Source organism: Curvibacter soli (assembly GCF_029211125.1).
GTDB classification, from domain to species: domain Bacteria; phylum Pseudomonadota; class Gammaproteobacteria; order Burkholderiales; family Burkholderiaceae_C; genus Curvibacter_A; species Curvibacter_A soli.
Window position 1 is genome coordinate 2,605 of record NZ_JARGEN010000004.1, and the last position, 1,057, is coordinate 3,661.

Below are 1,057 nucleotides of genomic sequence, written 5' to 3' on the forward strand. Positions count from 1 at the left end.
CGCCAGGCTCTGATCGTATTGAGCGGCGTGCCTGACGATCCAGGCAACGCCGCCTTCATGTCGGCCCTGCTGGGGCCTTTGTACGTAGAGCTGGACGCCCTGCGCGATGAATTCGGCTTGCATCTCACCATTGATGCGGTGCCTGAATGGCAGCGCTGGAGCGAGCAGCAGGATCTGCAAAAAATCATCGAAGACAAGCGCGCAAACAGCTAACCCGCGTCGCATGAGCCCCGCACTCATTGAGGCCCTGCTCGACGTGGCGCGCCGTGCCAGCGCCGCCGGCCACGGCGGCAAGCAGGATGTCTACGCCCAGGCATGCCAGCAGCTCGGCATGTCGCCCGCCACGCTCATGCGCCGATTGAAGGATGTCGTCGTGAAACCAGCCCGCAAGCGCCGCACCGATGCCGGTGCCACAAGCTTGAGCAAGACCGATGCGCTGCTGCTCAGCGAAACGCTGATGGAAGGCTACCGCGCTAACAAAAAGTCGATCCAGGCGCTTTCGCTCACGCTCGAACAACTGCGCGCCAACAACCCGCTGTTTGCCAGCGATACCGACCAGAACACGGGCGAAACGCGCCAGCTCAGCGCCAGTGCCTGCGCCCGCGCCCTGCGCGCATATGCGCTGCACCCCGAGCAATTGCGCCAGCCCGCGCCCGCGCAGGCACTGGCAAGCGATCACCCGAACGATGTGTGGCAGATAGATGCCTCCATCAGCGTATTGTTCTATGTGCCTGAGGGCGGAGCGCAAGACATGAGCCCCGCCGTGTTCTACAAGAACAAGCCAGAGAACTTCGAGAAGATCAAGCGCCAGCGCCTCACGCGCTACGTGATTACAGACCATTGCAGCGGCTCTATTTTCGTGCGCTACGTGGCCGGCGGCGAGAGCGTGGTCAACATGGCCGATGTGTTCCTGGCGGCCATCGCGCAGCGCCCCGATCAGCAAATGTATGGCGTGCCCTTCCACCTGATGATGGACCCTGGCAGCGCCGGCATAGGCGGGCCGTTCAAGAATCTGCTGCGCCGACTGCTGGTAACGCCGGTGGTCAACAAGGCCGGC

Annotated in this window: 2 pseudogenes; both read left to right on the plus strand. The window is 63.1% G+C overall.

The features are described from left to right. Window positions 1-213, plus strand: a pseudogene (locus tag PY257_RS00660) (hypothetical protein); the annotation flags it as partial. A gap of 10 nt (window positions 214-223) precedes the next feature. After that, a pseudogene (locus PY257_RS00665) lies at window positions 224-1,057 on the plus strand (transposase); the annotation flags it as partial.